Here is a 23,864-nt window from a genome sequence, read left to right on the forward strand (position 1 = left end):
GGCAACGGGCACGCTTCCGTGACGTCCATGCACTGTCGGGGAAGACGGTGAGGACACCCAAGCTGGTTCTCTTTCATGAAAAACAAGTCTTCGCGCGTGCACCTTGCCGCGCTGCCGCTCGCCTTGCTGGCGGCTTTCCCTTCCCACGCCCAGACGGAAACCGTCGCCCTGCTCAAGGAAACCGTGGTCACCGCCACGCGTGTCGAAACCCGTACCGATGCCCTGCTGAGCGATGTGGTGGTGATCGAAGCCGACACGCTGGAGAGATCCACCGGCCGCACATTGTCCGAGGTGCTTTCGCGATCAGCCGGGCTGCAAATGTCGGCCAACGGTGGCTTGGGCAAGCAGTCGGGCCTGTTCGTGCGTGGCACCGAATCCCGGCACGTGCTGCTGCTGGTGGACGGCGTGCGCTACGGCTCGTCCACGGCTGGTTCGGCATCGCTTGACAACATTCCGCTGGGCATGGTCGAGCGCATCGAAGTGCTCAAGGGCCCCGCATCTGCGCTGTATGGCAGCGATGCCGTGGGTGGTGTGGTGCAGGTGTTCACCAAGCAGGGGTCCAAAGGCTTCCACCCCAACGCCAGCGTCACACTGGGCAGTTTTGGCCACCGCGCCGCCACCGGTGGCCTCAGCGGTGGTACCGACACGCTGACCTACGCCCTCAACTTCGGCACCGTGCGCGAAGACGGCTTTTCGGCGACCAACCCGAACGTGGCCTTTGGTGGATACAACCCGGACAACGACGGCTTCGACCAGGACAGCGTTTCCGGCTCGCTGCGCTGGGCTTTTGCGCCCAGCTGGTCGACCAACGTTCATTTCACCCAGGCCGATGGCACGTCCCAATACGACCAGGGCCTGGGCGACTTCAATGTGCGCACGGACACCACCACGCGCATTGCCGGCTGGGGCCTGGAACGGAAATGGTCGGCCAACTCGCGCACACAACTCAAGCTCGCCCGCAGCGAAGACCGTTCCACCAGCTTCACGGCTTTTGACACCGGGCAGTTCGACACCGCGCAGACGCAGACGACCCTGCAGCACGACTTGAACACAGCCGCCGGCAACGTGATCGTGGGTCTCGAATCGATTCGCGAGGAGGTTTCCGGTACGCAGTCCTATGCCGTGAACAGCCGCACCACGCGCGCCGTGTTTGCGGGCTTGCATGGTCAATCAGGCGCGCATTTCTGGCAGGCCAACCTGCGGCGCGACAGCAACTCGCAGTTCGGCGACGCCACCACCGGCTTTGCCAGCTACGGCTACCAGATCACGCCGCACTGGCGGCCGCACGTGGCCTATGGCACTTCGTTCAAGATGCCTTCGTTCAACACGTTGTACTACGTGTCGCCTTTCTTCAACGGCAACCCCACGACACAGCCCGAGCGTGGCAAGAACAGCGAAGTGGGGTTGACCTACAGCCGGGGTTTGCACGAGGTCAAGCTCACCCGCTTCGACAACCGGGTGCGTGGCTTCATCACCACCCAGCCGGTGGTGTTGAACGTGCCCCGTGCCCGCATGGAAGGCTGGTCGCTGGGCTACACCGGTGCGGCGGGCAATTGGACCTGGAACGCGAACCTGGAATTGCTGGACGCACGCAACGAAGCCAATCAGCTCAAGCTGCAGCGCCGCGCCGACGAAACACTGACCCTGGCCTTGGACCACCAGCGTGGCGCCTGGACCTGGGGCGGTTCGCTGCTGGCGGTGTCCGATCGCTTCAACAACGCAGCCAACACGGAGCCGCTGCCCGGCTTTGCCACACTGGACCTTTACGCGGCGTACCAATTGCGCAAGGACTGGTCGCTGAACCTGCGGCTGAACAACCTGGCCGACAAGGTGTACGAGACGGCGCGCGGCTACAACCAGCCCGGTCGCGCCGCCTACCTCACGCTGGACTGGAAGCCCAAGCGGTGAGTGCGCGCTGCCCGGCTGTTCTGGTGGCGGCTCCGGCGTCTGGCCAGGGCAAGACCACCGTGGCCGCAGCGCTGGCTCGGCTGCACGCGCGCGCCGGGCGGAGGGTGCGGGCGTTCAAGTGCGGGCCCGACTTTCTCGACCCGCACTGGCTGGCGCTGGCCACCGGTCACCCGGTGCATAACCTGGACCTGTGGATGACGGGCGAGGCCGATGCCCGCGAGCGCCTGCATGCCGCTGCAGTCGATGCGGACCTGATCGTGGTGGAGGGGGTGATGGGCCTGTTCGACGGCGAGCCCAGCGCGGCCGATCTGGCACAGCGTTTTCAGTTGCCCGTGCTGGCGGTGATCGACGCATCGGCCATGGCGGGCACCTTTGGTGCGCTGGCGTTCGGGTTGCAGCACTTCCGTGCGGGCATGCCCTGGGCCGGTGTGCTGGCGAACCGGGTGGCCGGGGAGCGCCACGCGCAGATGCTGGAATCGGCGCTGCGTGATGGACCTGAGGGTTCCGCGTCTGCCTGGCTGGGGGCGGTGCTGCGCGATGAGCGTTTCACCTTGCCCGAGCGTCACCTGGGTTTGACCGTGGCTTCTGAATTGCCTGATGCCATGGCGCGGCTGGACGCTGCTGCGCATGCACTGTCCACCACGGAACTGGGGCAGATGGACATGGCCGCACTGTCGCGATGGACGGTGGACTTTGATCCCCCATTGCCTGCGGGGCCTGTCGCACCCCTGCTGAAAGGGCGCACGGTGGCGGTGGCCCGAGATGCGGCTTTCTGTTTTATCTATCCCGCCAATCTGGACACCTTGCAGGCGCTGGGTGCACGGTTGGTGTTTTTTTCACCGCTGGCCGACGAACCTGTGCCACCTTGCGATGCGGTGTGGTTGCCGGGGGGCTACCCGGAACTGCATGGTGCGGCTTTGGCGAACAGCCACACCTGTCGGGAAAGCCTGGCTGTCCATGTGGGGGCGGCCAAGCCGGTATGGGCCGAATGCGGCGGCATGATGGTGTTGTTCGACGCGGTGGTGGATGCGGAGGGGCATCGCCACGATGGTTGGGGTGTGCTGCCTGGTGCTGTGCGCATGCAGAAACGCCTGGCGGCTTTGGGGCCGCACCGGCTCCCGCTGCCTGCAGGCGAGTTGCGTGGCCATACCTTTCACTACTCTGTGTGCGACACGTCCTTGCAGCCGGCGGCCCGGACCGTACCGGCGCGGGCGAGGGTGGTGTCCGACGGTGAGGCGCTTTACGCGCAAGGGTCGGTGCGGGCCAGCTACTTTCACACCTGGTTTGCGTCCAGCCCCGAAGCGGCGGCTTCGCTGTTTTTACCGGAGGCCCTTGCATGAACAAGCACCACTCGCTGGGCCCGCAGCGCATCGTCTGCCTGACCGAAGAGACCACCGAGTGGCTCTACCTGCTGGGGCAGGAGCACCGCATCGTGGGCATCTCCGGCTACACCGTGCGGCCGCGCCGGGCGCGCGATGAAAAGCCCAAGGTGAGCGCCTTCCTGACCGCCAAGATCGACAAGATCCTGGCGCTGCAACCGGACTGCGTGTTTGGTTTTTCTGACCTGCAGGCCGATATAGCCGCAGCGCTGGTGCGCGCGGGCGTGCAGGTGACGGTGTTTAACCAGCGCAGCGTGGAAGAGGTGTTCTCCATGCTGTACCAGGTGGCGGCCATGGTGGGGTGTGCGGATGCCGGACTGGCGTGGATGGATGCCCGGCGTGTGCGTCTGGAGGAGATGCGTCAGGTGGTCGATGCGCTGGTGGCGGCGGGCAAGCGCCGTCCGCGCGTGTTTTTTGAAGAATGGGACGAGCCGCACATCAGCGGCATCCGTTGGGTGTCCGAGCTGTTGGATGTGGCGGGTGGCGACGATTGTTTCCCTGAGCTGGCGCAGCAGTCGCTGGGCAAGGATCGCATCATTGCCGATGGCGCCGAGATCGTGCGGCGCAACCCCGACATCATCATCGGTTCCTGGTGCGGCAAGAAGTTCAGGCCCGAGAAGGTGGTGGCCCGCCCCGGCTGGGAAAACGTGGCTGCGTTGAAAACCGGGCAACTGTTCGAGATCAAGTCGGCCGACATCCTTCAACCTGGGCCGGCGGCCCTTACCGACGGCGTGGAGCAGATGCACCGCATCGTCACCCAGTGGATGAAGACCCATGGCTGAGACTGTGCGCAGTGAACTCATCCTGGGCGGCCAGCGCAGCGGGAAGTCCCGCCGTGCCGAATTGCTCGCGCGCCAGTGGCTAGACGCATCGCCCGCACACCGCGCGGTGATGGTCGCCACCGGTCAGGCCTGGGACGACGAGATGCGCGAACGTATCGCGCGCCACCGGCGCGACCGGGCCGAGCGGGTGCCGGGCATGCGCACGGTGGAAGAACCGCTGGCCCTGGCCGAGGCCGTGCAAGCACACAGTGCGTCGCAGACGCTGGTGGTGGTGGACTGCCTCACCTTGTGGTTGACGAACTTGATGATGCCGGCCGAAGGAGCCCCTGGCGATCCCGATGCGCCGACCTTCGCGCTGTGCAACGCGATAGGGCACGCGCACGGGCCGGTGGTGTTGGTGAGCAACGAGATTGGTCTGGGTGTGATCCCCATGGGGCGCGATGTGCGCGCTTTCGTGGACGCGCTGGGCGGCTTGAACCAGCGGGTGGCTACCGTGTGTGCGCGTGTCACCTTGATGGCGGCCGGCTTGCCGCTGACCTTGAAAGACGTCTCATGAAAGCTTGGGTTGGGTTCCTGCGGTGGTGCGGCCTGTGCATGGGCCTGTTGGGGGCGGGCGTGTTGCAGGCCGCTGGCTTGCAGATCATCGACGACCGGGGTGTGACCGTGACGCTGGCGCAGTCGCCGCAACGCATTGTCTCCCTGCTGCCTTCGTTGACGGAGACGGTTTGCGAACTGGGCCAGTGCCACCGGCTGGTGGGGGTGGACCGCTATTCGAACTTTCCTGCTTCGGTGCAGGCACTGCTCAAGACCGGCGGGGGCATCGACCCCAACATCGAGGCCATCGTGGCGCTGAGGCCCGATGTTGTGTTGATGGCCACGTCCTCGCGTGGCGTGCAGCGGCTGGAAGCGCTGGGGCTGAAGGTGGTGGCGCTGGAGCCGAAAAACTCGGTGGGCGCGCAGCGGGTCATGGGAAAACTGGGCCAGTTGCTGGAGGTACCTGACGCCGATCGCATCTGGCGCGCCATTGAGGCGGGTGTGAGCGCTGCGGCGCAGTCGCTTCCGCCCAGCGCCCGCTCTTTGCGCGTGTACTACGAGGTCAGCACCGGTGGCTATGCGGCCGGGGCGGGGTCTTTCATTGGAGAGATGATGACGCGCCTGGGTGTGCAAAACGTGGTCGATCCCGCGCTCGGTCCGTTTCCGCGCATCAACCCCGAATACGTGGTGCGCGCCAACCCGGATCTGATCATGATCGGCGCACGCAACGTGAACGGCATGGCGCAGCGACCGGGCTGGGCCGGCATGCGCGCCTTGCGTGAGCAGCGGTTGTGCGTCTTCACGCCGGAAGAGTCCGACGTCCTGGTGCGCCCAGGCCCTCGCATGGCCGAAGCCGCAAGGGTCATGGCGCGGTGTATCGCCGACAAAGGTGTGCCATGAGCGGCGCGCGCCACAGCCTCTGGCTCGGCAGCGCCTTGCTGCTGGCGGCAGCCGCCGTGCTGGCGCTGGGAGCGGGCGTGGGCAGCACCGGTTTCGACAGTGTGCTGAACGCGCGAACCGACCCGGTGGCCTGGCAGATCCTGTGGGACATCCGGCTACCGCGAACCTTGGGGGCCTGGGTAGCGGGCGCCTTGCTCGGCCTGGCCGGGTCGGTGGCCCAGGGACTGTTCCGCAATCCGCTGGCTGATCCCTATCTTCTGGGCAGCGCTTCGGGTGCGGCGCTGGGCGTGGCTTTGGTGCTGGCTTTCTTCGGCGCGTCACCGTTTGCCACGCAGTGGCTGGTGCGGCTGGGCCTGACCGGCGCGGCGTTCGCTGGTGCAGTGCTGGGCGTGATGCTCACGCTGGCGCTGGCCAAGGGCGTGCAGCACACTCTGCGTCTGCTGCTGGCCGGCGTGATCGTGGGCGTGGTGCTGGGCGCCGTGCGTGATCTGGTGACCATCGCCGAGCCCGACACGCTGCAGGCCATGCAGGGTTTTTCGCTGGGCAGCACGGGCTTCGTGGGTTGGTCGGCCTGTGGCGTGATGGCGGCGGCGTTGATCGGCAGCCTGCTGGTGGCCGCATCGCTGGGGCGGGTGCTGGACGGGCTGGCGCTGGGGGAATCGACGGCGCTCAGCCTCGGCCTGCCGCTGCTGGCCGTGCGTGGCGTGCTGGTGGCGGTGCTGGCCCTGGCCACGGGTGCGGCCGTGGCGCAAACCGGCCTGATCGCGTTTGTGGGTCTGGCCTCGCCGCACCTGGTGCGCTCCATCGTGAAGACCACGCATGGCAGGCTGCTGGTGCTCAGTGCGTTGATGGGCGGCCTGCTGCTGATGGCCGCAGACGTGCTGGCGCGCTGGGTGATCGCGCCGCAGGAGCTGCCCGTGGGCGTGCTCACCGCGGTGCTGGGCGGCAGCTATCTGCTCTGGCTGATGCACCGGCGCCGCCGGCCTGGAGGTGGGCTGTGAGCGCCGCACGGGGGTTTTGGGAATGACGCAGGCACTGCAAGCCACGGGCATTGGTGTGGCGCTGGGCGGCGTGATGGTGCTGCACGGCATTGACGTGAATCTGGCCGCAGGGCAGTGGACCAGCATCGTGGGTCCCAACGGCGCCGGTAAATCCACCTTGCTCAAGGCCTTGGCCGGCCTGTTGCCGCACACCGGCGATGTACACCTGATGGACCGACCCTTGGGGCAATGGCGTGGTCGCGAACGCGCACGCTGCCTGGCCTGGCTGGGGCAAGGCGAAGCCGGCGCAGACGATCTCAGCGTGTGGGACGTGGCCATGCTGGGCCGACTGCCGCACCAGGCCTGGCTGGCGGCGCCGTCGGGAGCCGACCGCGTCGCCGTGGAACAGGCCTTGCGCGCTACCCAGGCCTGGGACTGGCGCGAACGACCCCTGGGCGCACTCTCCGGCGGTGAGCGACAGCGTGTGCTGCTGGCGCGCTTGCTGGCGGTGCAGGCCGATGTGATGCTGATGGACGAACCCTTGGCCAACCTGGACCCGCCGCACCAGGCCGACTGGTTGCTGCTGGTGCGCGAACTGGTGGCGCAGGGCAGGACCGTGGTGAGTGTGCTGCACGAGATCGGCATGGCGCTGCACGCCGACCAGATGGTGGTGATGGCCCAGGGCCGCGTGTGCCACCAGGGCGCCTGCGACGACGTTCTTACCCACCGCGCGGTGGAGCAGGTGTTTGACCACCGCGTGGCGATCCACCCGTTGGGTGATGAATGGGTGGCGCTGCCCTGTGCGCCCCCTGCGGTCGCACCGCCATGAGCACACCTGAATGGCTTTCTTTTTCCTCGTTTTCAACCCGCGTTGTTACCCAACGCACTTCCTCAGGAGAAACCATGCACATTGAACCCGGACTGGTCGACAGCACCAAGATATTCCTGAGCTACGCCACGGCCACCGCGGCCTTCGGCTACGCGGCCAAGCTGGCGCTGGACACTGTGAAGAAGGAGGGCGTCGCGGCCGTGGTGCTGCGCGCGGTCATCGCGGCGGTCCTGGTGTTCGGCTTTTTTGAAGTGCTGCCGACCCACCCGGTGGGCGTGTCCGAAGTGCACTTCATCCTGGGTTCGACCTTGTTGCTGGTGTTGGGTGCGGGGCCGGCTGCCTTCGGTCTGGCCGGTGGTCTGCTGATCCAGGGCCTGTTCTTTGCTCCCGATGACTTGCCGCAGTACGCCATGAACGTCACCACGCTGCTGGTGCCGCTGTTCGCCACGGCTACCCTGGCACGCAAGGTCATTCCCGATGCCGTGGCCTACGTTGACATCCGCTACGCGCAAGCGCTCAAGCTCTCGCTGACCTACCAGGGTGGCATCGTGATGTGGGTGGGCTTCTGGGCTTTGTATGGTCAGGGCATGGGTGCGGAGAACCTCGCCAGCATCGGTACCTTCGGGGCGGCCTACATGACGGTCGTGCTGCTGGAGCCGCTGATCGACCTGGGTGTGCTGGCCATCGCCAAGACACTGCACCGCCTCAAGGGCTCGACGCTGGTGGAGCGCCGCCTCTACAGCGCGGCCTGAGGAGGGCGCGAGCATGGAAATCGAAGCACCTCCGGTGTTGCGCGACACCCCCAAACCGCAAGGCGAACGACGCGGCCTGGTGCTCGTGCACACCGGCACCGGAAAGGGCAAGAGCACCGCCGCCTTTGGCCTGGCCTTGCGCGCGCATGGCCGTGGCAAGGCGGTCAAGGTCTACCAGTTCATGAAGGTGCCTTCGGCGCGCTTTGGTGAACACCGGCTGTTCGAACAACTGGGCATTCCCATCGAAGGCCTGGGCGATGGCTTCAGCTGGAAGAGCCGCGATCTCGATCATTCCGCCGAGCTGGCCCTGGCGGGCTGGGCCAAGGCCGAAGCCACGATCCGTGCGGGCGAACACTTCATGGTGGTGCTCGACGAAATCATGTACCCGCTGCGCTACGGCTGGGTGCCGCTGGATGCCGTGCTCACCTGCCTGCGAGAGCGACCGCCCCACGTCCATGTGGTGCTCACCGGGCGCGGTGCGCCTGCCGAGCTGGTGGAGCTGGCCGACACGGTGACGGAGATGACGCTGATCAAGCATCATTTCAAGGCGGGTGTGCCGGCGCAGCGCGGGATAGAAGATTGAACCACCCCCGCCACGCTTCGCGTGTCCCCCTGCAAGGGGGCGGTATCAGCGGCCCGGCCAAGCCGGTTCCGCGATACCCCTTGACGCGACCGCTTCAGGCGTCGGTGCCTGCGTTGGCCGCGCTGGGCTTGTTGAGCTGCTTTGCTGCGGTGCCTGCTCACGCCCAACACCGCATCGTCACGCTCTCGCCCTCACTCACCGAGGCCGTGTGTGCGCTGGGGCATTGCGCTCAACTGGTGGGCACCGATCGCCACTCCACCTGGCCGGGTGGGGTGGGCAAGCTGCCCAAGGTGGGCGGTCTGCAGGATGCGCAGATTGAGCACATCGTGGCCCTGCGGCCCGACATGGTGCTGCTGGGGCCGCGCAGCCGCGCGGGCGAGCGCCTGACCTCGCTGGGGGTGCCGGTGCAGGTGTTCGATGCACGCACCCATGCCGACCTGAAACGCATGCTGCTGTCGCTGGGCGATTCGCTCGGGGAACAGGCGCGCGCTGCCGAACTGGTGCAGCGCATCGAGAGCGAGCTGGACGCTGCGTCGCGCCGCGTGCTTGCGGCGCTGCGTGGACGCAGCGTGTACGTGGAAGTCGGCATCGGCCCCACGGCGGCCAGCGCCAAGAGCTTCATCGGCGAGACCGTGGCGCGGCTGGGGTTGGTCAACATCGTGAGCGGTGAGCAGGGTTTGTTCCCGCGCGTCAACCCCGAGATGGTGGTGCGCCGCTCGCCCGATCTGATCATCGGCCCGATGAGCACGCTTGCCAGCATCGCCGACCGGCCCGCCTGGGTCGGCTTACCGGCGCTGCGTCGGCAGCAGGTCTGCCGGCTGGACACCGAGCGCATGGACCTGTTGTCTCGTCCCGGTCCCCGACTGGGCGAAGCCGCACACATGCTGGTGGACTGCCTGCTGGCGTTGCCACCGTTGACGCATTGAACAAACGACACCTTTTCATTTCGAGGCCACCTGATGCAAACCCGCAAGATCCCCGCCACCATCGTCACCGGCTTCCTGGGCGCCGGCAAGACCACGCTGCTGCGCCACCTGCTCACCCACGCGCAGGGCCGGCGCATTGCCGTCATCGTCAACGAATTCGGCGAACTGGGCATCGATGGTGAACTGCTGCGTGGCTGCGGCATTGGCTGCGACGAAAACGGTGAAGAGAACGGGCAACTGTTTGAACTCGCCAACGGCTGCCTGTGCTGCACGGTGCAGGAAGAGTTCGCGCCGGTGATGGAGCAGCTCGCCGCGTGGCGCGACCAGATCGACCACCTGGTCATCGAAACCTCGGGCCTGGCCCTGCCCAAGCCGCTGGTGCAGGCCTTCCAATGGCCCGCGTTGCGCAACACCTTCACGGTGGACGCGGTGATCACCGTGGTGGACGCTCCGGCCGTGGCCGCCGGCACCTTCGCCGACGACCCCGTGGCGGTGGACGCGCAACGCCGTGCCGACGACAACCTGGACCACGAATCGCCATTGGCCGAACTGTTTGAAGACCAACTGGCCACCGCCGATCTGGTCGTGGTGAACAAGACCGATGGCATGGACGCCGCCACACTGACCGAAGTGGAGACCCTCATCCGCAAGGAGACACCCGCTGGCGTGAAGCTGGTGCACGCGCAGCACGGCCGGCTGGATCTGGGTGTGTTGCTGGGCCTGGAGCGCGCGGTGGAAGACGCCATCGACCAGCGCAAGACCCATCATGACGAAGAAGAGGACCACGACCACGACGCCTTCGATTCGGTCTCGATCACGCTGAACGTGGCAGACCGCCAGTGTCTGCTGGATGCGCTGGCTGCTCTGGTGCAGCAGCACGAGATCTACCGCGTAAAGGGCTTCGTGGCCTTGCCCGGCGCGGCCATGCGCCTGGTGGTGCAGGGTGTGGGCCAGCGCTTCGACAGCCACTTCGACCGCGCCTGGCGTGGAGACGAAGCGCGAAGCACGCGGCTGGTGCTGATCGGTGACCACCTCGATGCCGCCGCCCTGCAGAACGCGCTTCAAGCCGCGCTGCTCGCCGACACCGCCACCGCCTGAAGCCCATGCACCTGCTCAGCACACGCCCGGGTGGCCACGTCGAAGACGGCGGGCAGGGCGTGGTGCGCGTGGCGCAGACGCCGGGCGACATCGTGGTGCTGAGCGCGGCAGACACCACGCTCTCGCTGCTGGCCGATGCGGTAGCGAGCCTGGGTGAAGACTTTCCTACGGTGAGGCTCGCCAACCTGATGTGGCTGCGCCAGCCCGCCTCCACCGACATGTACGTGGACGATGTGTTGCGCCACGCCCGCGTGGTGGTGATCGACCACCTGGGCACCCCCAGCGACTGGGCCTACGTGGTAGAGCAGGCGACCTCACTCGCCGCGAAGCACGGCCAGTGGCTGGCGCTGTTCTCTGGCGACAACGTGCAAGACCCGCAGCTGCTGATGCGCAGCACCGCACTGCCCGAAGACTGCGACCGGCTTTGGCGCTGCCTGCGCGAAGGTGGGCGTGAGAACGCGCTGGCTTTCTTCTCGCTCATCGGTCACGCGGCCTTTGGCCTGGGGCAACGGCCACCGCCGCCGCTGCCCTTGCCACCGGTGATACCTTACAGCCCGGCCGCCGCCACAACCTGGCGCGTGGGCGCGCCGACTGCGTTGCTGGTGTTCTATCGGGCGCACCTGCAGGCTGGCAACACAGCCGTGTTCGACGTCATGCTGGCCGCGCTGGCTGATGCCGGCCTCAACGCGCTGGCGGTGGCGGTGGACTCGCTGAAGAACCAGACCAGCTTGGCCACGCTGCAGGCCATTGCCGCTGAACACCGCGTGGGCGTGGTGATCAACGCCACCAGCTTTGCCATCGCCTCGCTCGACGGAGGAGACGAGGCTCCCGAAAGCGAACCGTTGGCCGGCGACGCGCCAGTGCTGCAGCTCATCACCGCCGGTTGCTCGATGGAGCAATGGCAGGCCGATCCGCACGGCCTGGCACCGCGCGACCTGGCCATGCAGGTGGTGCTGCCCGAGGTGGATGGCCGCATCGGTACGCGCGCCATCAGCTTCAAAGGTCTGGCCTGGCGCTGTGATCGCACCGAGGTGGACGTGGTGCGCTACCAGCCCGAGCCCGAACGCATCCGCTTCGTGGCCGAGCTGGCGCGCCGCTGGTGCGTGTTGCGCGAGAAGCCGAACGCAGACAAGCGAATCGCGCTCATCCTCGCCAACTACCCCAACGATGACGCACGCCTGGCCAACGGTGTGGGACTCGACACGCCGGCCTCCACCCTGAACATCCTGCACGCCTTGCGCGATGCGAGCTACAACACGGGTGAACTTCCGCCAGACAGCGACGCGCTGATGGTGCAACTCCAAAATGGCGTCACCAACAACCTCGACGCGAACGATCACCGGCCCGCCGGCCAGAGCTTGGCCATGGCCGACTACCTGGCCGACTTCCACGCCTTGCCGCCAGAAAGTCAGCAGGCAGTGAACGCCCTGTGGGGACCGCCTGAACATGACCCGATGATGCGCAGTGGCCGCTTCATGGTGTCGGGCCTGCGCGTGGGCCAGGTGTTCGTGGGCATACAGCCCGCGCGCGGTCGCGATCTGGACCTGGTGGCCACCTACCACGACGCCGATCTGGTGCCCACGCACGGCTACCTGGCGTTTTACTTCTGGCTGCGGCGCGTCCTCAAAGTGGACGCGGTGGTGCACGTGGGCAAACACGGCAATCTGGAATGGCTGCCGGGCAAGAGCGTGGCGCTGGGCGCTGCCTGCTGGCCCGATGCCATCCTGGGCCCCTTGCCGCACCTGTACCCCTTCATCGTGAACGACCCGGGCGAAGGCAGCCAGGCCAAGCGCCGCACGCAGGCGGTGATCATCGATCACCTCATGCCGGCCCTCACGCGCGCCGAGACCTACGGTCCGCTGCAGGAACTCGAGCGCCAGATGGACGAGTACTACGAGGCGCTCTCGCTGGACCCGCGCCGCGCCAGGCTGCTGCGCGAAAGCATCCTGCAGCAGGTGCTGAAACATCAATTGCACAAAGAGCTGGGCTTCCAACCACCGGCCACCGACGAAGAACGCGAGCAACTGCTGGCCCGGCTCGATGCCTACCTGTGCGAAATCAAGGAATCGCAGATCCGCGACGGCCTGCACATCCTGGGCCAGTCACCGCAAGGCCGCCAACGCACCGATACCTTGGTGGCGCTGGCGCGCTTTCCTGGTGGCCAGGCGGCGGGGCAGGGCAGCTTGCTGGTGGCGATGGCGAGCGACCTGGGCCTTGATGGTTTTGATCCGCTCAGCCTTGAGTGGGCGGAAGCGTGGACAGGGCCGCGCCCTGAGGTGCTGAAGGCATTGAGCGACGACCCCTGGCGCCACGCTGGCCACACGCGCGAACGCCTGGAGTTGTTGGCCACCGCGCTCGTGGAGGCTCATCTGAGCAAGGATGCAGCGCCGCTCGACGAGCAGGTCTGGCCGCGCACCGCGCCGGTGATCCACCGCATGCGCCAGACCCTCGCACCCCGGCTTGACGCCTGTGGTCCGAATGAAATGGGGCAGCTCCTGCGCGGCCTGTCCGGCCGTTTTGTGCCGTCCGGCCCCAGTGGCGCGCCCTCGCGCGGCAGGCCCGACGTGTTGCCCACCGGGCGCAATTTCTATTCGGTGGACACCCGCGCCGTGCCCACGCCCACCGCCTACGCCATGGGCGCCCTGGCCGCCGACCGGGTGATCGAGCGCCACCTGCAGGACCACGGCTGCTTTCCGGCTGCGATCGGCCTGTCGGTCTGGGGCACCAGCACCATGCGCACCGGTGGCGAAGACATCGGCCAGGCGTTCGCATTGTTGGGCGTGCGGCCCAAATGGGCACCGGGTAGCCACCGCGTGGTGGACATCGAAGTCCTGCCCATGGCCATCAAAAACCGACCGCGCATCGACGTGACCTTGCGCGTCTCCGGCTTCTTCCGCGACGCCTTTCCTAACGTGATCGACCTGTTCGACACGGCGGTGCGCGCCGTGGCCGCGATTCCTGAAGACGACGAGCCGGACGACGTGAACCCCATCCGCGCACGGGTGCGGCGCGAAGCCGCCGAGGCCGTGGCACAGGGCGTCGAAGCAGTGGCCGCACAGCGACAAGCCACCTGGCGCGTGTTCGGCCCTCGGCCGGGTGGCTACGGTGCGGGGCTGCAGGAATTGATGTCCAGTGGGCGCTGGAACGAACACGCCGACCTGGCCCAGGCCTACCTGCGCGCCGGTGCGTTCGCCTACGGGCAGGATGGTCACGGCACGGCCGCCCGCCAGACCTTCGAGCAGCGCCTGGCGCAGGTGGAAGCGGTGCTGCACAACCAGGACAACCGCGAGCACGACATCCTGGATTCCGACGACTACTACCAGTTCCAGGGCGGCATGGCCTCGGCCGTGCAGCACCTGGCGGGTGCGCCCGCCGCGCTCTACCACGGCGACTTCAGCACCCCCGGTGCGCCGCGTGTGCGCACCTTGAGCGAAGAGGTGGCGCGCGTGGTGCGCGCGCGTGCGGTCAACCCGAAATGGATTGATGGCGTGAAACGCCACGGCTACAAGGGCGCATTCGAGATCGCCGCCACCGTGGACTATCTCTTCGCCTTCGACGCCACCACCGGCGTGGTGGGCGACCACCAGTACGCCCTGGTGGCAGACGCCTACCTGCACGACGACGCCACCCGCGACTTCCTGCAACAACACAACCCGCTGGCCCTGCGCAGCATCGGCGAGCGCTTGCTGGAAACGATGCAGCGAGGCCTGTGGGGCGAGCCTGGCGAGCACCGCGAACGCATCACCCACCACCTGCTGGCGCTCGAACACTCGTTGGAAGAACAAGGACCCTTGTCATGAACACCACCGTTCCCGAACTGCACGCGGCCGCCAGCGCGGCCTTTCCGTTCACCGCGCTGGTTGGGCATGAGCCGCTGCAGCGCGCGCTGCTGCTCGCCGCCATCGACCCCGGCATGGGCGGTGTGCTCATCAGCGGCCCGCGCGGCACGGCCAAATCCACATCGGCGCGCGCGCTGGCCGCGTTGCTGCCGCAGGCGCCCTTCGTCACGCTTCCGCTGGCGGCGAGCCTGGAGCAACTGGTGGGCACGCTGAACATCGAAGACGTGCTGCGCGATGGTCAGGTGCGGCTGGCACCAGGAATGGTGGCGCGCGCGCATGGCGGCGTGCTGTATGTGGACGAAGTGAATCTGTTGCCCGATGCGCTGGTGGATGCGCTGCTCGACGTGGCCGCCAGTGGCCTGAACACCGTGGAGCGCGATGGTGTGTCGCGCCAGCACGCCGCGCGATTCGTGCTCGTGGGCACCATGAACCCGGAAGAGGGCGAGCTTCGGCCCCAGCTGCTGGACCGTTTTGGTCTCTCGGTGACGCTCGAGAACCCGGTCGACGCCGAGCAACGCCAAGCCATCGTGCGAGCACGCCTGGCCTTTGATCACGACCCCCAGGCGTTGCTGGCTCGACAAGCCAAGAAACAGGCGCTGCTGGTGGCCGCCATCATGGAGGGCCGTGAAGCCCTGAACGACCTGCACTGGCCGGACGCCGTGGTGCAGCACGCCGCGCAACTGGCGCTGACCGCTGGTGTCGATGGCATCCGCGCCGATCTGGTGATGCTGCGCGCGGCGCGCGCGCTGGCCGCGCTGGAACAACGCGGCAGCGTGCGCGTGGAAGACGTGGACGCCGTGGCCGAACTGGCTTTGGCACACCGCCGCTCGCCAGACGCAGCGCAGCCACCGGCCAATCGACCCTCACCCGCGCCCGCAGACGGGCAGCGGGCTGCGGAACAGCAGCCCACGTCTGAAGGCGATTGGGGCGCGCTGCCTCCGCAGTCACAAGGCATGGTGCGGTTCGCAGCCACGGGGGTATGGCCCCCAAAAAAAGCATGAGCCACCCCAGTCCGCGCGCTGCCACAGCGCAAGGCAACTGGCGGTGGCAGACCCCGACTCGTCCCCCGCGACTCGGCCTCACCCGCCACGTGCCTCGTCCAGCCGAGACCTCAGGCGCGGGCATTGACTGGGTGCGCACGCTGCTGGCCAAGGGGCCTCAGCGGTTGGCCGCTTCCCATCTGCGCCATCGCCCGTTGAGCGCGCGCGTGGCGAGCTTGCACCTGATCGCGCTCGACATCTCGGGCTCCATGCGCAACGGCGGGCGCCTGGCCCGCGCCAAGGGCTATGCCGCACACCTGATCGAACAGGCGGCGCGCGCGGGCGACGATGTGGCGTTGCTGTGCTTCGGCGGCCAGGGAGTGGAACTGCTGTTGCCGCCAGGGCCGGCACGCACGGCGGGCAGCGCCCGTGTGCGTCCTGTGGGCGGCGGCGGTGGCACGCCGCTGGCGGCCTGCCTGAAAGAGGCCGAGCGCCTGCTGCGAATGGTGAAAAAAAAAGGCGGCGGCAGCGGCGCCGCGCACCTGTGGCTGCTTACCGATGGCCGCACGCTTGAACAACCCGCGGCTCCCCTGGCCCCGGACCACATCGTCATCGTGGATTTCGACGATCCCCCGCGCTCCCTAGGGCGCTGCGCCGCCTGGGCCGAACGTTGGCAGGCCGAATACCGCCCTATTGGAATCACCTCCTGAACCCGATGTCTGCACCCGTTTTACCCCCCACCACCGAAGTGATCATCTGCACGACGTGCCGCCCGCCGGGCGCCTCGCTCGACCTGCCGGCCGCGGGTGCCGAATTGTTCGAAGCCGTGCAAACGCAGCTGTTGCTGCACGATGAGCGTTGGGCCCATGTGCGGGTGCGCGGGATGGCGTGCCTGAGCAGTTGTTCCCGCAGCTGTTCGGTCGCCTTCCAGGCGCCAGGCAAACACACCTACCTGTTTGGCGACCTGGTGCCGGATCTTGAAACCGCCCTGCACGTGCTGGACTGTGCGACCATGCACGCCGCCGCGAACGACGGCAACCTCGTTCGCAACGAAAGGCCAGCGCGCCTGCGTAGCGGCATCCTGGCGCGGCTGCCGCCCAGTCTGGCATCCACCCGAAACGAAGGCACAGCCCCGGAGACGGGCAAAATCCAGACCATCACAGGAGCTCAAAAATGACCACTCACACCCCATCTCGATCCGCCACCACCGTGCAACCGCTGCATTTCCACGCCGCGCCCAAGCCTGCGCCCGACACGGGCGCCTGGAGCGTGGAAGCCATTCAGGCCCTGTTCGATCTGCCGTTCGCGGACCTGCTGTACCAAGCCCAGACCGTGCACCGCGAGCACTTCAACCCCCGCGAGGTGGAGCTGGCCACGCTGCTGTCGGTGAAAACCGGTGGTTGCCCTGAAGACTGCGGCTATTGCCCGCAGTCGGTGCACTTCGACACCGGCCTGACCGCCGGCAAGCTGATGGGCGTGGACGCCGTGCGCGAAGCCGCCCAGCGCGCGAAGCAGGCCGGTGCCACACGCTTTTGCATGGGGGCGGCTTGGCGCGCACCCAAAGACCGCGATGTGGACGCCGTGGCCGAACTGGTGCGCGCCGTGAAGGAAGAGGGGCTGGAGGCCTGCGCCACCCTGGGTATGTTGAACGAAGGTCATGCCGAAACCCTGCGCGAGGCCGGACTGGACTACTACAACCACAACCTGGACAGCGCCCCCGACTTCTACGGCGAGATCATCACCACCCGCGACTACCAGGACCGGCTCGACACCCTGGAGCGCGTGCGCGGCGCAGGTGTGAAGGTCTGCTGTGGTGGCATCGTGGGCATGGGTGAATCGCGGTTGCAGCGCGCCGCGTTGGTGGCGCAGCTCGCCAACCTCGCCCCAGACTACCCGGAGTCGGTGCCCATCAACCATCTGGTGAAGGTGGCCGGTACGCCCCTGGCCGACCAGCCCGACCTGGACCCCCTGGAGTTCGTGCGCACCATCGCCGTGGCCCGCATCACCATGCCGCGTGCGCGGGTGCGCCTGTCCGCCGGCCGTCAGCAGATGAGCGAAGCCGTGCAGGCCTTGTGCTTTCTGGCGGGCGCCAATTCCATCTTCTACGGCGAGAAGCTGCTCACCACCGGCAACCCCGACGTGGCGGCCGACATGGGCCTGCTCGCCAAGCTGGGCCTTCAAGCGCGCCGGGCCTGATGCCGCTCCACCATGCCTGAGTTCTGGCCGTCCACCATCGCTGCGCCACTGGCGGTGCTCGTGGCCTTGGCGCTGGACCGCGCATTCGGCGAACCGCCCGCGCGCTGCCACCCGGTGGTGGCCATGGGGCACTACCTGTCCTTCATGGGGCGGCGCATCGCACCGCTGGTGGACGAGGCGCACAAGCGCCCGGCCTTGAGCTTCATTCTGGGTGGGCTTGCATGGTGCCTTGGCTTGGTGTTCTGCGTGTCGCTGGCCGTTGTGGCTGCCTGGCTCATGACCGGCTGGCCATGGTGGGCGCAGGCGCTCGCGCTGGGCGTGCTGCTCAAGCCCATGCTGTCGTGGCGCATGTTGCGGGACGAGGTGCGGGCCGTGGAAACGGCCCTGGCCGAGTCGCTGCCAGCGGGGCGCGAACGGCTCTCCTGGCTGGTCAGCCGAGACGTGAGCCATCTCGGCGAAGCAGCGGTGCGCGAGAGCGCGATCGAGACCCTGGCTGAGAACCTGAACGACTCGGTGGTGGCCCCCTTGTTCTGGTTCGCCGTGGCAGGCTTGCCCGGCGCCGCGCTCTACAGATTCGCCAACACCGCCGACGCCATGTGGGGCTACCCAGGCGAGCGCAACGGACGCGACTGGACCTGGGCTGGCAAATGGGCCGCGCGGGCAGACGATGTCTTGTCCTGGTTGCCCGCCCGCCTCACGGCGGCCCTGCTGGCCGTGCCGACTGCCCGGCAGCGACTGCGCCACTTGCCGGCCCAGGCCGGGTTGACCCCATCGCCCAATGGCGGGTGGCCGATGGCCGCCATGGCCCTGGCCCTGAACGTGCGGCTGGCCAAACCCGGCGTGTACATCTTGCATCCGACGGGCCGCAGCCCGACACTTGCTGACACGGCGCAGGCGCTGCACCTGAGTGCCCGCGTGGTCGCGGGGTTGGCCGCTTTCGCCTGTGTGGCTGCACTGTTCAATGGTTGGAGACACTATTCATGATGCGTGAACACGGCGGAACGGATGCCAATGGCGTGCCCCGATGGGACTTCTCCACCAACGCCAACGCCTGCGGCCCATGCCCGGTGGTGCTGGAATCCGTGCGACGCGCCGACGCCGCTCACTACCCAGACCCGCGCTACACGGCACTGAGGGAAGCTCTGGCTTTGTTCCATCAGGTGGACTTTCGCCGTATCGTGGTCGGCACCAGTGCCAGCGAACTGATCTCGCGTATCACTGCCTGCGCATTCCGGGCCGGCGCGCGCCGCTTCTGGCAACCGGCACTCGCTTATGGCGACTATGCGCTCGCCGCGCAAGCCTGGCGCCTGCATCAGGTTGACGACGCGGAGCAGGCCGATCTGGTGTGGTTGTGCGAGCCGTCCAGCCCGCTGGGTGTCGCCGAAAGCCAGTGTGTCCAAGCCGCTGTGCAGGGTCGCACTGTCGTGATCGACCGGGCTTACGAACCCTTGCGTCTGGCCGGTCAGTGCAGCTTTACCAGAGCCGAACTGGATGCGATCTGGCAACTCTGGTCGCCCAACAAGGCCATGGGCCTCACCGGCGTGCGCGGCGCGTACGCCATCGCGCCGTTGCAAAGCGCGACCATGGTGCGCGAACTGGAAGACATGGCGGCTTCGTGGCCGCTGGGTGCGCACGGCGTGGCGATGCTGCATGCCTGGACGGGCGTCGAGGCCCAGCAGTGGCTGATCTGGAGCCGGCATCGGCTCAGCGCGTGGAAACAGCAGCAGTTGAGCTTGCTGGAGCAATTGGGGTGGGAATGCCTGCCCAGCGTGACCAACTATTTCTCCGCCACGGCGCCCACGCCCGTCGACGAAGACACCTTGCGTGAACATGGTGTGAAGCTGCGCGACACCCGGACGCTGGGCCTGCCCGGCTACTGGCGCCTGAGCGTGCAGTCACCTGAGGCACAAGGGGCCTTGAGGGCCGCCCTGATACGGCGGAAGGAGCGCGTCACATGATCGCAGCGACGGGCCCTTTCCAGACCAGCTCGCTTTCACCGACACCCGCGAAGGGCGTCCTGTGACCGCTGTTTGCGTGATGGTACTGGGCACCACCAGTGGCGCCGGCAAGAGCTGGGTGACGACGGCGCTGTGTCGGTACTACGCGCGCCAGGGTTTGAAAGTCGCGCCGTTCAAGGCGCAGAACATGAGCAACAACGCTCGTGTGGTGAAGGGACCCACGGTGGAAGACCGTTTCGCCGCCGGGCCGCCCCAAGGCGAAACAGCCCCCCAGGGGGGCAGCGACCCGCGTCAGCGGTGGAGCGTGGGGGCAGAAATTGGCAGCGCTCAGTACTTTCAATCGCTCGCCGCCAACGCCGAACCCGATGTGCGCATGAACCCGCTGCTGCTCAAGCCCGAGGCCGACACACGCAGCCAGGTGGTACTGCTGGGACAGGTGAACCTGACCCTTTCCGACATGCCCTGGCGCGGCCGCAGTCTGCACGTTTGGCCGGAGATTGCCGCTGCACTGGATGCGCTGCGTGCCGAAAACGACGTGGTCGTGATCGAAGGCGCGGGCTCGCCGGCCGAGATCAACCTGCACGGCAGCGACATCGTCAACATGCGGGTGGCCAGACATGCCCAGGCGCGCTGTCTGCTGGTCACCGATATCGACCGTGGTGGGGCCTTTGCCCATCTCTATGGCACCTGGGCGCTGCTCCCGGCCGACGAACAGACACTGATCCGCGGCTTCGTGCTCAACAAGTTCCGCGGTGACGCCAGCCTGCTCGCGCCCGCACCGCAGATGCTGCAGGACCTCACCGGCATACCAACGGTCGCAACCCTGCCCATGTGGTGGCAGCATGGTTTGCCGGAAGAGGATGGCGTGTTCGACGACAAGACCCGTGCCTCTGGTGCAGTGCAAAAGACCATCGCCGTCATCGCCTACCCGCGCATCAGCAACCTTGACGAATTCCAGCCATTGAAGAACGTGCCGGGCGTGCGCCTGGTCTGGGCCCGCACGCCGGCCGAGTGCGTGGGTGCCGACTGGATCGTGCTGCCCGGTAGCAAGGCCACAGCGGCCGACCTGGAATGGCTGCGCGCACAGGGCCTGGACCGTGCAGTCACGGACCATGCCGCTGCTGGCGGGGCAGTGATGGGGGTGTGCGGTGGATTGCAAATGCTGGGCGAGGCCTTGATCGACCCGCACCAGATCGACGGCAACGCCCCTGGCCTGGGCCTGCTCCCGCTGGTGACGCAGTTCGAACTGCAGAAGACCGTGCGTCACGCCCAATCCCGCTTCGGCACGTTGTCAGGCCCTTGGGCGGCGCTGTCGGGCGTAGAGGTGACTGGCTACGAAATTCACCATGGACACACTTCGCAACACCCCGCCATGGCCGCCGGTGGTCAACTGGCGGTGGAGGTGTTGCCAGGGCTGGCTTGGCAGGCCGACAATGGCTGCGAAGGGGGCAACAAGGGCAACGTGCTGGGTGTGTACCTGCACGGTCTCTTTGAAGACCCCCGCGTGCTGCAAGCGCTGTTTGGTGCCACTGCACCCAACATGGACCACGTGTTCGACGGTCTGGCCGATTTCATCGAAACCCATTTCGATGCGGGCGTGCTGGACCAACTTGTAAAACCCTGAGATCAGAGGAGGCTCCCATGTCATTTGAATTGCCTGTCATTGAAGATATTGAACACACCGCACTTGCTGCGCGCCTGCAGCACTTGCTCGACAACAAGACCAAGCCTGTCGGGTCTCTGGGTCGCATCGAAGCGCTGGCCCAGCGCATCGGGCTGATCCTGGGGACCGAGTCGCCGGTGCTGGAGGCGCCGCAACTGGTGGTCTTCGCAGCCGACCACGGACTGGCGGCTCGCGGCGTCTCTGCCTTCCCCAGCGACGTGACCTGGCAGATGGTGGAGAACTTCCTCGCTGGCGGCGCGGCCGTGAGCGTGCTGGCGCGCCAGCACGGCATCGGTCTGACGGTGGTCGACTGCGGCGTGGCCCACGAATTTGCCCCGCGACCGGGGCTGGTGGTATGCAAGCAGGGGCCAGGCACGGCCGATGCACTGGATGGCCCGGCCATGAGCGCCGAGCAGTGCACCGAGGCGCTTGAAGCAGGCGCGGCTCTGGTGCGCGAGTTGCCGGGCAACGCGCTGTTGCTGGGCGAGATGGGCATTGGCAACACTTCGGCCGCATCCATGTTGCTGGCACGCCTGGCCGGCCTGGCGGTGGCCGACTGCACCGGCGCCGGCACCGGGCTGGACGCCGATGCCGTTCAGCGCAAGATCGCCGTGTTGCGCCAGGTGCTGGCGCGCCACCCGGACGCCAGGCAGCCGCTTGAGGCTCTCGCTGCCTTTGGTGGTTTCGAGATCGCCACCATGGTGGGGGCCGTGCTGGCCGCTGCCGCCGAGCGGCGGGTGATTGTGGTGGACGGCTTCATCGCCAGTGCGGCGGTGCTGGTGGCCAGCCACATGCAGCCGCACGTGCTGCAGCGCTGCGTGTTCGCTCACCGTTCGGGCGAGCGGGGCCATGCGCTCATGCTCGCGCACCTGCGGGCAGATCCGCTGCTGGAGCTGGGTTTGCGTCTCGGCGAAGGCTCCGGGGCCGCTTTGGCCTGGCCGCTGCTGGTGAGTGCCTGTGCACTGCTGCGCGAAATGGCAAGCTTTGAGTCGGCAGGCGTGTCGCGACAAGACGAAGCCCCGGCCGTTGCCGCACTGACCGCCTGATCCCACCCGCCGTGCAGCCCACACCCCCTGCCCAGGAGCCCCTTGGTACCGGTTCAGCCGGACCCAACGCGATGACCCCCCCAGGGGAAAACGCACCGCGACTCAAAAGGGGGGTCCTGTTTGTTCGCCACTACCTGCTGGCACTGCAGTTTTTCACGCGCGTGCCGGTGACGGGAAGGCTCGCTGCGTGGGTGGGCTTCAGCCCGGCCATGTTGCGGGCCAGTGCCGCGCACTTTCCCGGCGTGGGTTGGCTGGTGGGCGGGCTCACGGCAGCCCTGTTGTTTGGACTGTTGCAGGTCTTGCCCGCGGTGGCCGCCGGACCCTGGGTGGCGGCCATGGCCAGCACCGTTTTCGGCGTGCTGCTCACCGGCGCCTTCCACGAAGACGGCCTGGCCGATCTGGCCGATGGCCTGGGTGGCAGCATGGACCGGGAGCGCGCACTGGACATCATGAAGGACTCGCGTATCGGCACCTATGGCGCCATGGCGCTGGTGCTGGCTTTGTTGAGCAAGGTGGCGTTGCTGGCTTTGCTGGCGCAGGTCGATCCCATTCTGGCTGCCACAGCCTTGTTCGCCGGGCACGTGACCTCGCGCCTGGTGCCGCTGTTCGTCATTCGCACCTTGCCACACGTGGGGGACACGCCCACGTCCAAGAGCAAGCCCCTGGCCGAGCGCATTGGCAACGCGGGCGTGGTGATCGGTGTGCTCTGGTGGGCCGTGGCCATGGCGCTGGTGGTCTGGGCCTTGCCTGCTGCGCCCTGGTCGCAGGCGATCCTGGGTGCGCTGATTGGGTTGGCCTGGATGTGGCGCCTGCTCAGGCGGCGTCTGCAAGGTTTTACGGGTGACGGGCTGGGAGCCACGCAGCAGGTGAGTGAAGTGGGTTTCCTGCTGGCGCTGGCCATCGCATTGCCAGCTTCGCTCGCGGGCGGGGGAGTGTGAAGCTCTGGCTGCTGCGCCATGCGCGCGTTGACCTGGCGCCCGGCCTTTGCTACGGCGCATCGGATGTGCCCGCGCATGCGGATCTCACCCAGGCAGCGGCCGAAGCGCTGGCGCCCCTGGTGCCTCAAACTGCACCGCTCTGGGTGTCCGGCCTGGGCCGGGCCAGACAACTGGCCGAGGCCGTCCGACTTCTCCGGCCCGATCTTGAGCCCCTGCGCACCGATGCGCGGCTGAACGAGATGGACTTTGGGCAGTGGGAGCTTCAACGCTGGGATGCGATTCCTCGCCATGCGTTCGAAGCCTGGATGGCCGAATTCGCCCACCACCGGTTCGGTGGCGCCGAGAGCACCCAGCAGGTGATTGATCGCGTCTTTGCTGCCTTGAACGACACGCGCAAGACTGGCCGACCAGAAGCCGTCTGGGTCACCCACGCGGGGGTGATCCGCGCGGTGCAGTACCTCGCTGTGCATGGCGCCCGACCGATTCAAGACGCAAGTGGGTGGCCGGCCGATGCGCCTGAACCCGGTGGCCATCTCTGCCTGACACTGTGAACCCCTGACTGGCCTCTCCGCC

Annotated in this window: 22 protein-coding genes; all 22 read left to right on the plus strand. The window is 67.3% G+C overall.

Features of this window, described 5'->3' with window-relative positions; translation table 11 throughout:
- Positions 1 to 75 precede the first annotated feature (75 nt).
- The 22 genes from J2W49_RS03000 (at position 76) to J2W49_RS03105 (ending at position 23,842) form a co-directional block, all read left to right on the plus strand.
- On the plus strand, positions 76 to 1,908 hold the full coding sequence (locus tag J2W49_RS03000; protein WP_310311448.1) for a TonB-dependent receptor domain-containing protein: 1,833 nt from the start codon (positions 76 to 78) through the stop codon (positions 1,906 to 1,908).
- Positions 1,905 to 3,248, plus strand: a complete 1,344-nt coding sequence (locus J2W49_RS03005; protein WP_310311450.1) for a cobyrinic acid a,c-diamide synthase CobB — start codon at positions 1,905 to 1,907, stop codon at positions 3,246 to 3,248. The genes J2W49_RS03000 and J2W49_RS03005 overlap by 4 nt, the downstream gene beginning before the upstream one ends.
- Entirely contained in the window at positions 3,245 to 4,069 is an 825-nt protein-coding gene (locus J2W49_RS03010) for an ABC transporter substrate-binding protein (RefSeq protein WP_310311452.1), read from the plus strand. The genes J2W49_RS03005 and J2W49_RS03010 overlap by 4 nt, the downstream gene beginning before the upstream one ends.
- Positions 4,062 to 4,625, plus strand: coding sequence for a bifunctional adenosylcobinamide kinase/adenosylcobinamide-phosphate guanylyltransferase (locus tag J2W49_RS03015; protein WP_310311454.1), 564 nt, complete (start codon positions 4,062 to 4,064; stop codon positions 4,623 to 4,625). The genes J2W49_RS03010 and J2W49_RS03015 overlap by 8 nt, the downstream gene beginning before the upstream one ends.
- The gene (locus tag J2W49_RS03020; protein ID WP_405000973.1) at positions 4,622 to 5,503 is read left to right on the plus strand and encodes an ABC transporter substrate-binding protein; all 882 of its coding nucleotides are present in this window, start codon (positions 4,622 to 4,624) and stop codon (positions 5,501 to 5,503) included. Before J2W49_RS03015 ends, J2W49_RS03020 begins: the two co-directional genes overlap by 4 nt.
- Positions 5,500 to 6,504, plus strand: coding sequence for a FecCD family ABC transporter permease (locus J2W49_RS03025; RefSeq protein ID WP_310311456.1), 1,005 nt, complete (start codon positions 5,500 to 5,502; stop codon positions 6,502 to 6,504). The genes J2W49_RS03020 and J2W49_RS03025 overlap by 4 nt, the downstream gene beginning before the upstream one ends.
- A gap of 22 nt (positions 6,505 to 6,526) precedes the next feature.
- Positions 6,527 to 7,312 (plus strand): ABC transporter ATP-binding protein, encoded by a 786-nt coding sequence (locus tag J2W49_RS03030; RefSeq protein WP_310311458.1) that lies wholly within the window; start codon positions 6,527 to 6,529, stop codon positions 7,310 to 7,312.
- A 74-nt stretch (positions 7,313 to 7,386) separates the two neighbouring features.
- The gene (locus J2W49_RS03035) at positions 7,387 to 8,064 is read left to right on the plus strand and encodes an energy-coupling factor ABC transporter permease (RefSeq protein ID WP_310311460.1); all 678 of its coding nucleotides are present in this window, start codon (positions 7,387 to 7,389) and stop codon (positions 8,062 to 8,064) included.
- A gap of 13 nt (positions 8,065 to 8,077) precedes the next feature.
- Positions 8,078 to 8,647, plus strand: a complete 570-nt coding sequence (cobO, locus tag J2W49_RS03040; protein WP_310311462.1) for a cob(I)yrinic acid a,c-diamide adenosyltransferase — start codon at positions 8,078 to 8,080, stop codon at positions 8,645 to 8,647.
- Positions 8,648 to 8,727: 80 nt separating this feature from the next.
- Positions 8,728 to 9,573: an ABC transporter substrate-binding protein gene (locus J2W49_RS03045; RefSeq protein WP_310311464.1), complete on the plus strand. Its 846-nt coding sequence runs from the start codon at positions 8,728 to 8,730 to the stop codon at positions 9,571 to 9,573.
- Positions 9,574 to 9,606: 33 nt separating this feature from the next.
- Positions 9,607 to 10,671 carry a cobalamin biosynthesis protein CobW gene (gene cobW / locus J2W49_RS03050; RefSeq protein ID WP_310311466.1) on the plus strand — a complete coding sequence of 355 codons (1,065 nt, stop codon included), beginning with the start codon at positions 9,607 to 9,609 and terminating at the stop codon, positions 10,669 to 10,671.
- Positions 10,672 to 10,676: 5 nt separating this feature from the next.
- Complete coding sequence (gene cobN, locus J2W49_RS03055) at positions 10,677 to 14,471, plus strand: cobaltochelatase subunit CobN (protein ID WP_310311468.1); 3,795 nt, start codon at positions 10,677 to 10,679, stop codon at positions 14,469 to 14,471.
- Positions 14,468 to 15,511, plus strand: a complete 1,044-nt coding sequence (locus tag J2W49_RS03060) for a magnesium chelatase ATPase subunit I (protein WP_310311469.1) — start codon at positions 14,468 to 14,470, stop codon at positions 15,509 to 15,511. The genes cobN and J2W49_RS03060 overlap by 4 nt, the downstream gene beginning before the upstream one ends.
- Before the next feature lie 89 nt (positions 15,512 to 15,600).
- Positions 15,601 to 16,200 carry a vWA domain-containing protein gene (locus J2W49_RS03065; RefSeq protein WP_310311471.1) on the plus strand — a complete coding sequence of 200 codons (600 nt, stop codon included), beginning with the start codon at positions 15,601 to 15,603 and terminating at the stop codon, positions 16,198 to 16,200.
- Positions 16,201 to 16,205: 5 nt separating this feature from the next.
- A complete protein-coding gene (locus J2W49_RS03070; protein ID WP_310311473.1) occupies positions 16,206 to 16,667 on the plus strand; it encodes a DUF1636 family protein in 462 nt (153 codons plus the stop codon).
- The gene (gene bioB, locus J2W49_RS03075; RefSeq protein WP_310311475.1) at positions 16,664 to 17,686 is read left to right on the plus strand and encodes a biotin synthase BioB; all 1,023 of its coding nucleotides are present in this window, start codon (positions 16,664 to 16,666) and stop codon (positions 17,684 to 17,686) included. The genes J2W49_RS03070 and bioB overlap by 4 nt, the downstream gene beginning before the upstream one ends.
- 12 nt (positions 17,687 to 17,698) lie before the next feature.
- Positions 17,699 to 18,670, plus strand: a complete 972-nt coding sequence (gene cbiB / locus J2W49_RS03080) for an adenosylcobinamide-phosphate synthase CbiB (protein WP_310311477.1) — start codon at positions 17,699 to 17,701, stop codon at positions 18,668 to 18,670.
- Positions 18,667 to 19,644 (plus strand): aminotransferase class I/II-fold pyridoxal phosphate-dependent enzyme, encoded by a 978-nt coding sequence (locus tag J2W49_RS03085; RefSeq protein ID WP_310311479.1) that lies wholly within the window; start codon positions 18,667 to 18,669, stop codon positions 19,642 to 19,644. The genes cbiB and J2W49_RS03085 overlap by 4 nt, the downstream gene beginning before the upstream one ends.
- A gap of 79 nt (positions 19,645 to 19,723) precedes the next feature.
- Positions 19,724 to 21,268, plus strand: a complete 1,545-nt coding sequence (locus tag J2W49_RS03090) for a cobyric acid synthase (protein ID WP_310312154.1) — start codon at positions 19,724 to 19,726, stop codon at positions 21,266 to 21,268.
- A 17-nt stretch (positions 21,269 to 21,285) separates the two neighbouring features.
- Positions 21,286 to 22,353, plus strand: coding sequence for a nicotinate-nucleotide--dimethylbenzimidazole phosphoribosyltransferase (gene cobT, locus J2W49_RS03095; protein WP_310311481.1), 1,068 nt, complete (start codon positions 21,286 to 21,288; stop codon positions 22,351 to 22,353).
- A gap of 71 nt (positions 22,354 to 22,424) precedes the next feature.
- Positions 22,425 to 23,291 carry an adenosylcobinamide-GDP ribazoletransferase gene (locus tag J2W49_RS03100; protein WP_310311483.1) on the plus strand — a complete coding sequence of 289 codons (867 nt, stop codon included), beginning with the start codon at positions 22,425 to 22,427 and terminating at the stop codon, positions 23,289 to 23,291.
- The gene (locus J2W49_RS03105) at positions 23,288 to 23,842 is read left to right on the plus strand and encodes a histidine phosphatase family protein (protein WP_310311485.1); all 555 of its coding nucleotides are present in this window, start codon (positions 23,288 to 23,290) and stop codon (positions 23,840 to 23,842) included. The genes J2W49_RS03100 and J2W49_RS03105 overlap by 4 nt, the downstream gene beginning before the upstream one ends.
- Positions 23,843 to 23,864: the final 22 nt, after the last annotated feature.

This window comes from Hydrogenophaga palleronii (assembly GCF_031457455.1).
Lineage (GTDB): Bacteria > Pseudomonadota > Gammaproteobacteria > Burkholderiales > Burkholderiaceae_C > Hydrogenophaga > Hydrogenophaga palleronii_A.